Here is an 8,492-nt window from a genome sequence, read left to right on the forward strand (position 1 = left end):
CTGACCCGCCGGCTCTTCTACCAGGGCCCGGTGGACGATCCGCTGCCGCGCCTGGTCGACGAGCCGCGCCGGCTGGAAACCCGGGTGGCCGACGCGCTGTGGCTGCGAGTGGTGGACGTGCCCGCCGCCCTCGCCGCCCGCCGGTACGCCGCCACCGTCGACGTGGTGGTCGAGGTGACCGACGAGCTGCTGCCGGAGAACGCGGGTCGCTGGCGGCTGACCGGCGGCCCCGACGGCGCCCGCTGCGTGCCCGCCGACGCGCCGGCCGACCTGGCGTGCGACGTGCGGGCGCTCGGCGAGCTGTACCTGGGCGGGGTGGGGCTCACCGCGCTCGCCGACGCCGGGCGGGTCGCCGAGCTGCGCCCCGGCGCGCTCGCCGCCGCGGGCCCGGCCTTCTCCTGGCACCGGGCCCCGGCCGGGATGGGTGTCTTCTGACGGGCCGCCGCGTGGCCTGCGGCGGGCGCGGGGACCGGCCCGGGGCGGGTACGGTCGACGGATGGGTGACGCGGAGCGACGTCGACGCCGGCTGAGGCACCACTCCGACGGCGAGGCCCCCGCGGCCGTGTCGGCCGAGGTGCAGGACGTGGTGGCCGAGCCGCCACGCCGCCGGCCCGCCCCCGGCGCGGACGACCGGGACGGCGGCGAGCGGGGCCTGCGGGGCCTGGTCGGCCCCGGCTCCTCGCAGGTGGGGCCCCGGGCGGCGATGCGGGCCCGAGACGCCGCCCGGCCGACCGAGGAGGACCTGGCCGAGGCGGAGGCCCGGGTGGTCGTCGTCCGGCGCAACTGGGTGCCCCGGGAGGACCTGCCCCGCAACGGTCGCTGAGCGGGGCGGGCCCTCCCGGTGGTCAGGGCAGTTCGGGCAGCTCGTGGCTCTGCTCGTACGCGGCGACCTGGTCGATGCGGCGGGCGTGCCGGGGGTTGCCGGAGAACGACGTGGTGAGGAACGCCTCGACGATGGCGGTCGCCTCGTCCAGGGTGTGCTGGCGGGCACCGACGGCCACCACGTTCGCGTCGTTGTGCTCCCGGCCGAGCTGGGCGGTGTCGATGTTCCAGGCCAGCGCCGCCCGGACGCCGGCGACCTTGTTGGCGGCGATCTGCTCGCCGTTGCCCGAACCGCCGATGACCACGCCGAGGCTGCCCGGGTCGGCGACCACGCGGGTGCCGGCGTGCAGGCAGAACACCGGGTAGTCGTCGTCCGGGTCGAAGACGTGCGGCCCGACGTCGACCACCTCGTACCCCTGCTTGGCGAGGTGGCTGGCCAGGTGCACCTTCAGCTCGAAACCGGCGTGATCGGATCCCAGATAGACGCGCATACCGCGCAGTCTGTCAAACCCGCTCCGCGCCGCCGCGCGGGCGGCGGCGCGGAGCGGGTTTCGTCACAGAGGTGCTGGTCAGCGGGGGCGGACGAGCCGGTCAGCGAGGCAGCTCGGCTACCACCAGGCCGCCACGGGCCTTCGGGGTGAACCAGGTGCTCTTGCGCGGCATCTTCTCCCTGGCCAGGTTCACCGCGACGAAGTCGTCCACGGTGACCGGGGCGATCAGCACGGCCAGCTCGGCCCGGCCCGCGTCGACCTCGCCGGTCAGCCAGCTCGCCGGGTAGTCGCCGCCGACGTACGTGATCCGCTTGTCGCCGGGGTCGAGGCCGAGCGCGTCACGCAGCAGCACCCGCTCGACCAGGGCGTGGTCAAGGTTCTCCAGCGGGCCCCCGTCGACGCGCGGCAGGCGCACCGCGTACCCCTGGTCGGGGAGCCGGAGCGCGACGGTGCCGCCGGCCGCCGGGACCTCGACCGGGCCGTCGGTCGGGGCGACCTCGGCCCCGGCGGCGCGGAGCCGGTCGACCAGCTCGGCCGGGGTGACGGTCAGCTCGCTGACCAGCCGATTGTAGGGCTGGATGGCGACCGACGCGGGGGTGGTCACCACGGCCAGGAATCGGGGCAGACCGCCGGTCTGGGCGGCGAGGCTGCGGTGGTTGCCGTCGGCGACCACCAGCTCGCCACCGCCGGCGAGCGCGGTCAGCGCGTCCTGCTCGGGGCCGGGGCCGAGCAGCCAGACGGCGTGCGTGCGCCCGGCCTGGTCGATGTCGGTAGCGGCGGGCACCCCGGCCGCCTCGGTCGCCGCCGCGAGCGCGGCGTGCAGCTCGTCGCCCCGGCCGGTCTGGAGCAGCAGTACGGGCGAGAGCAGGTGCCCGAGCGCCTCGGCGAGGGCGACCCGCTCCCGGACCTTCGAGATGAAGACGTCCTCGTTGCGGATGACCAGGCCCGGCTCGTCGGCGCTGGTGGAGATCTGGTCGGTGTCGACCATGGCGAACAGCCCATAGGCGGTCTCCTCCCCCGGCGCGCTGATCCGGTAGAGGACCACGACCTGCTCGGCGGGGGTGTAGCTGCCGTCGGCCTTCGCCTCGGCGAGCCGGGTCGCCGCGTCGGGGAGCGCGTCGAGGAACGACTTCCCCAGGCTCTCCGGCGCCCGGTGGGGCATCTCGATGCCGAGGGCACTGTGCGGGTTCGCCTCGATGATCGCGGTAATCTCCGCATCGTCGGCGAACTCGTCGTAGTTCTGCGCGCCGGTGCCGCCAGTGGTGATCCAGGCCCGGGCGATCGGATGCACGACCGTCATGTCCGCTGACGCTACCGTCGCGCGGTTACGCCGGGCACCCGACCCCACACCACGTCCACCAAATGAACGGGGCCCTTATGAACGGGGCCCTTTGGTCGCGCGCCGGCCGGCGCGCGACCAAAGGGGGTGAGAAGGGCGCCCTTCTCTACCGGAGGCGTTGGTAGGGGCCCTTCCTCGTTCCTATTCGAAGGTCGGGTCGACCTCGCGCGAGCGCTTCAGCTCGTAGAAGCCGGGCGTGCCGGCGACCAGCAGGACGCCGTCCCAGAGCCGCCCGGCGGCCTCCCCCTTCGGGCGCGGGGTGACCACCGGGCCGAAGAACGCCACCGGCGAGCCGTCGGGGCCGGGGGCGTGGATCACCGGCGTGCCCACGTCCTGGCCGACCGGCCGCATGCCGGCCTCGTGGCTGGCCCGCAGCGCCTCGTCGTAGGCGGTGCCGTCGGCGGCGTCGGCCAGCTCCGGGCCCAGCCCGGCGTCGGCGAGCGCGGCCACGTACAGGGCCCGGCCCAGTTCCTCCTTGCCGAGGTGGATGCGGGTGCCCAGGCGGTGTAGAGCGCGCGGACGGCGTCGGGGCCGTGCTGCTGCTCCACCGCGACGCACACCCGCACCGGGCCCCAGCCGGCCTGCATGAGCTGCTGGTACTGCTCGGGCAGGTCACGGCCCTCGTTGAGCACCGACAGGCTCATCACATGGAAACGGATGTCCACGTCGCGGACCTGCTCCACCTCCAGCAGCCAGCGGGAGGTGACCCACGCCCAGGGGCAGATGGGGTCGAACCACATGTCGACAGTGGCACCGGTCACGTGAGGTTCCCTTCGCGACGGGAGGGCCTGGAACCGCTCCTCGTCCCCCGATCCTCACCCCAGCAACCGGCGACCGGTAGCGGAATGAGAGCGTGAGCTCAACCACCGCGAGGTGCCCTCGCGTGGAAGACTCGGATCGGAACCGGTCGCCACGAGCGGACGGTCGGCTGGCGCCGCGGCGGCGCACGGCGAGAATGGGATGGAGACGAACAGTGCCGGGAGTGCGCAACCTGACCCAGGTCGAGGCCACCGAGCGGGCCCGCCTGCTTGAGGTGACCGGGTACGACATCAGTCTGGACCTGTCGACCGCCGTGCAGGCGGCCGACGGACGCACCTTTCGGTCGGTGACCGAAGTCCGGTTCCGCTGCGCCGAGCCGGGCGCGAGCACCTTCATCGAGGCCGCCGCCGAGTCGATCAGGTCGGCCATCCTGAACGGCGTCCCGGTCGACCTGACGGGCTGGTCGGCGGAGAAGGGGCTGGCGCTGCCCGGCCTGGCCGCCGAGAACACCCTCGTGGTGGACGCCGACTTCGCGTACTCCAACAGCGGGCAGGGCCTGCACCGCACGGTCGACCCGGTGGACGGCGAGACCTACCTCTACAGCCAGTTCGAGACGGCCGACGCGCAGAAGGTCTTCGCCTGCTTCGACCAGCCCGACCTGAAGAGCGTCTACACCTGGCACGCCACCGTCCCGGAGCACTGGCGGGTGGTGTCCAACATGCCGGTGGAGCGCGACGAGCCGGCCGGCGAAGGGCTCAAGACGGTCCACTTCGTCTCCTCGGCGCGGATGAGCACGTACATCACCGCGCTCTGCGCCGGCCCGTACCACGAGGTGCGGGACAGCCACGACGGCATCGACCTGGGGGTCTACTGCCGCGCGTCGATGGCGCGGCACCTGGACGCCGACGACCTGTTCCTGGTCACCAAGCAGGGCTTCGACTTCTTCCACGAGCAGTTCGGGGTGCGCTACCCGCTGCCGAAGTACGACCAGCTCTGGGTGCCGGACTTCAACGCCGGGGCGATGGAGAACTTCGGCTGCGTCACGCACGCCGAGTCGCACTACATCTTCCGCTCCCAGGTCACCGACTTCGAGTACGAGCAGCGGGCCAACACGATCCTGCACGAGCTGGCCCACATGTGGTTCGGTGACCTGGTCACCATGCGCTGGTGGAACGACCTGTGGCTCAACGAGTCGTTCGCCGAGTGGGCCAGCCACTGGTGCAACGCCAACGCCACCCGGTTCTCCGACGCCTGGACGACGTTCCTGTCCATCCGGAAGAACTGGGGCTACCGGCAGGACCAGCTCTCCTCCACCCACCCGGTCTACTGCGAGATGCCGGACCTGGAGGCCGTCGAGGTCAACTTCGACGGCATCACGTACGCCAAGGGCGCGAGCGTGCTCAAGCAGCTCGTCGCGTACGTCGGCGAGGAGCCGTTCCTGGCCGGGTTGCGGGCGTACTTCGGCAAGCACGCCTGGGGCAACGCCACCTTCGACGACCTGCTGTCGGAGCTGGAGACGGCCTCGGGCCGGGAGCTGCGCAAGTTCGCCGCCCAGTGGCTGGAGACCGCGCAGGTCAACACGCTGCGCCCCGAGGTGACGATTGGCTCCGACGGCAGCTACGAGCGGGTCGTGGTGCGGCAGGAGGCGCCGTCGGGGCACCCGACGTTGCGCACGCACCGCATCGGCGTGGGCCTGTACGACCTGGCCGGCGGCCGGCTGGTCCGCCGCGACCGGATCGAGGTCGACGTGACCGGCGAGCTGACCGAGCTGGCCGAGCTGCACGGGGTACGCGCCGCCGACGTGCTGCTGCTCAACGACGACGACCTGACGTACACGAAGCTGCGCCTCGACGAGCGGTCGATGGCCACGGTGGTGCGGCACATCGCCGGATTCGAGTCGTCGCTGGCGCGCGCCCTGTGCTGGATGGCGGCGTGGGACATGGTCCGCGACGCCGAGCTGTCGGCCCGCGACTACCTGGCGCTGGTGGTGGCCGGGCTGCCCGCCGAGACCGACATCAACCTGGTCACCGCCACCCTGCGGCAGTCGGTGGTCACCACCCTCAACCTGTACGCCGACCCGGCCTGGGCCCCGACCGGCTGGGCCGAGCTGGCCCGCACCGCGAAGGCGACGCTGGCCGCCGCGGAGCCGGGCAGCGGGCTCCAGCTCGCCTGGGCGCGGACGTACGTGCAGGCGTCCCGCTCGGCGGAGGACCTGGCCACCGTCCGGGGCTGGCTGGGCGGCGTGGACGTGCCGGACGGGCTGGCCATCGACACCGAACTGCGCTGGGTGATCCTCCAGTCGCTGGTGAGCAAGGGCGTCGGCGGCCCGGCGGAGATCGAGGCGGAGCTGGCCGGCGACCGCACCGCCAGCGGTGAACGGGAGGCCGCGTACGCGCACGCGCTGGTGCCGACCCCGGAGAACAAGGCGGCCGTCTGGGCGCAGCTCACCGGCCCCGACGCGCTGCCGAACTGGCGCAACCGGGCCCTGTTGCAGGGGTTCGCCCCGGCGGTGCAGGCGGAACTGGTCGCCCCGTACCGGGAGCGCTACTTCGACGTGGTGGACCAGGTCTGGGCGCAGCGCGACAGCGAGCCGGCGCAGGAGTTCGTGCAGCTTGCGTACCCGACCCAGCAGGTCTCCGAAGACACGGTGGCCGCGACGGACGCGTGGCTGGCCGCCGCTGGCGACAAGCCGGCGTCGCTGCGGCGGCTGGTCGCCGAGGGCCGCGACGCCGTCGTGCGCGCGCTGAAGGCCCGCGAGCGGGACGCCCGCAGCGCCTGAGGCCACCTGGGACCGCCGTGGGGCTGCCCGGGGCCGGCGTGGACGCGAGTCCAGCGCCGGCCCCGTCCGTTTCGGTGGCGTGAGTGCCTGGCCCCGCTGACGCCACCGGCACCGCCGAACGCACCGACGCCCGGCCCGCTGTCGCGGGCCGGGCGTCGTCGTCGTGCGGTGGTCAACGCGCCGTGCGGTGGTGAGAAGGGTGCCCTTCTCGACCCTAGACGTTAGGAAGGGGCCCTTCCTTACGCCTTGCCGGCGTGGCTGGCGAGCTGGTCGAGGCCGATGATGATGCCGCCGGCCAGGTCGCCGCCGCCGAAGGCCGCGACCATGGAGAGCGCGGCCAGCTTCGCGTACGTGTCGGGGATGCGCTTGCGGGCGTGCCGCCCGGTGACGATCTCCAGTTGCCGCTGGTTGGGCGACACCGCGATCAGGACCGACCGGTCGGGGTCGGCGAGCTGCCGGTGCAGCCGCTGAGCGTGCGCGCGGATCGGCTCGTCGAGCCCGCCGACGTAGACCGAGAAGACCAGCCCGGTCCCCTGGTCGGCCAGGCGGAGCGCCTCGTCGATGCGCAGTAGCTGGCGGGTCGAGAACGGCCCGTCCAGCACCTCGGGCGGGGTCCCCGTCTCTGCCTGCTTCTCACCAACGGTCACTTGCGCCTCCGGTTCCACCGGCCGGCGCCTCGACGCCGGCCCGGTCAAGCTTGTGGCTGGTCAGCGCCGGCGCCTGCGCGCCCGCGGCCAGCGCGGTGCCGGCCGACTCGGCCAGCTGCTCCGGACGGCCCAGGAACCAGACCGGAGTGAAGTCGAAGGGCCGGCCCGGCCGGTAGCGCTTGGCGCCGCCACCGGAGGACCGGCCGCCGGCGAACGCCAGCGCGGTGATCACCAGCACCACGGCCGCCGGGATGCCGACGAAGATCAGCAGAGTCTCGGTAACAGACAATCCCAACGCCCCCAGGCGGAAAGAGAGACCAGGACTTCCGGGTCGGTTGAACGATCATGACATCGGCTCGCCGACTCCGCTTGCATTCACGTTAGCGGAGGCCACGGCCCGCCAGATTGCGGGGTGGTGATCCCACCCGCCGCTGGCGTGCTCAAGCTGCGCGGCGACGGCGATCAGGGTGGCGTCGGCACCGTACCGGCCGGTGAGCAGAACACCGACGGGCAGCCCCTCGGCGGTGCGCCCCAGCGGCAGGGAGACGGACGGTTCTCCCGTCGCGTTGAAGATCGCGCAGTACGGCGAGAACCGCCGTTGCCGGTCGAAATCGCGCTCCGGGTCGCCGTCGGCGCTGAACCAGCCGACCGGCGCCTGTGGCGCGGCGAGGGTCGGGCAGAGCAGCAGGTCGCAACCGGCGGTGCGACGGACGCCCCGGCGCACCTGCACCTGAAGCTCACCGAGGGTGCTCATCAGGGTGCCGGCGGAGATCTCCGCACCCCGGGAGCGCAGAAACCGGGTCAGCGGCAGCAGTCGGCTCTCCCGCTCTGGCGGGACGGGGACGAGCGCCAGGACGTACCAGACGATCTCGAACAGCGGCCACACCTCGGGGCCGAACGGCGCGGGGACCTCGACCACCTCGTGCCCGGCCCTGGTGAGCAGCGCTGCGGCGGTGTCGACGGCGGCCACGCAGTCGGGGTGGACCGGCTGCTCGGCGAGCATCGGTGTGGTGAACCGGCCGATCCGCAGCCGGCCGGGCGCCGCCCGCCGGGCCGCGCCGAGGTAGCCCCCGCCGGGCGCGGGCGGCGGCAGGTAGGGCTCGCCGGGCACCGGCACCGCCATGACGTCGAGCAGCGCGGCGACGTCGGCGACGGTACGCCCCAACGGACCGTTGATCGGCAGGCCGAACGCGCCGAAGCCCAGCGGCCCACCGGGGACGGTGCCCCGGCTCGGCTTGTAACCGACGAGGCCGCACAGCGAGGCGGGGATGCGCAGCGAGCCGCCGCCGTCGGAGCCCTGCGCGACGGGGACCAGCCCGGCCGCGACCGCTGCCGCCGCCCCGCCGCTGGACCCGCCGGCCGTGTACGCCAGGTCCCACGGGTTGCGGGCCGGCGGCGCGACGAGGCCCTCCGAGTAGAGCGAGCAGCCCAGCTCGCTGGTGGTGGTCTTGCCGAGGCTGACCAGCCCGGCGGCGCGGATGAGCCGGACCACGTCGGCGTCGAGCGGGGGCACCAGGTCGGCGAAGGCCGCCGAGCCGAGGGTGGTGCGCACCCCGGCGGTCAGCGTCAGGTCCTTGATCGCGGTCGGCACGCCGTGCAGCGGGCCGCGCCCCTCGGCGGGGGCGGCGTCGGCGGCGCGGGCGGCCTGCCGGGCC

The 8,492-nt window shown here is 73.7% G+C and carries 7 protein-coding genes and 2 pseudogenes; 3 read left to right on the top strand and 6 right to left on the bottom strand.

Annotated elements, in window-relative coordinates:
• A partial coding sequence (locus MCAG_RS08460) for a sterol carrier protein domain-containing protein (protein ID WP_036372863.1) occupies window positions 1-435 on the top strand: 435 nt, incomplete at its 5' end.
• 61 nt (window positions 436-496) lie between these two features.
• Window positions 497-823 (top strand): hypothetical protein, encoded by a 327-nt coding sequence (locus MCAG_RS08465; RefSeq protein ID WP_036372864.1) that lies wholly within the window; start codon window positions 497-499, stop codon window positions 821-823.
• Window positions 824-845: 22 nt separating this feature from the next.
• Here MCAG_RS08465 and MCAG_RS08470 read toward each other — a convergent pair whose 3' ends face one another.
• The 3 genes and pseudogenes from MCAG_RS08470 to MCAG_RS08480 form a co-directional block, all read right to left on the bottom strand.
• Window positions 846-1,313, bottom strand: a complete 468-nt coding sequence (locus MCAG_RS08470) for a ribose-5-phosphate isomerase (protein ID WP_036372866.1) — start codon at window positions 1,311-1,313, stop codon at window positions 846-848.
• A 100-nt stretch (window positions 1,314-1,413) separates the two neighbouring features.
• Window positions 1,414-2,613, bottom strand: a complete 1,200-nt coding sequence (locus tag MCAG_RS08475) for a DUF1015 family protein (RefSeq protein ID WP_007072547.1) — start codon at window positions 2,611-2,613, stop codon at window positions 1,414-1,416.
• A gap of 180 nt (window positions 2,614-2,793) precedes the next feature.
• Window positions 2,794-3,392: pseudogene (locus tag MCAG_RS08480) on the bottom strand (disulfide bond formation protein DsbA).
• A gap of 242 nt (window positions 3,393-3,634) precedes the next feature.
• Between MCAG_RS08480 and pepN the strand changes: the two are divergent.
• On the top strand, window positions 3,635-6,190 hold the full coding sequence (pepN, locus tag MCAG_RS08485; RefSeq protein WP_007072549.1) for an aminopeptidase N: 2,556 nt from the start codon (window positions 3,635-3,637) through the stop codon (window positions 6,188-6,190).
• A 239-nt stretch (window positions 6,191-6,429) separates the two neighbouring features.
• On the opposite strand, the gene MCAG_RS08490 is transcribed toward pepN, so the two are convergent.
• From MCAG_RS08490 to MCAG_RS08500, 3 genes and pseudogenes are all read right to left on the bottom strand, one after another.
• Entirely contained in the window at window positions 6,430-6,837 is a 408-nt protein-coding gene (locus tag MCAG_RS08490) for a DUF5130 family protein (protein ID WP_007072550.1), read from the bottom strand.
• Window positions 6,824-7,108 carry a hypothetical protein gene (locus MCAG_RS08495; protein ID WP_036376687.1) on the bottom strand — a complete coding sequence of 95 codons (285 nt, stop codon included), beginning with the start codon at window positions 7,106-7,108 and terminating at the stop codon, window positions 6,824-6,826. Before MCAG_RS08495 ends, MCAG_RS08490 begins: the two co-directional genes overlap by 14 nt.
• Before the next feature lie 72 nt (window positions 7,109-7,180).
• Window positions 7,181-8,492 (bottom strand): annotated as a pseudogene (locus MCAG_RS08500) (amidase); the annotation flags it as partial.

This window comes from Micromonospora sp. ATCC 39149, assembly GCF_000158815.1.
Taxonomy (GTDB): Bacteria; Actinomycetota; Actinomycetes; order Mycobacteriales; family Micromonosporaceae; genus Micromonospora.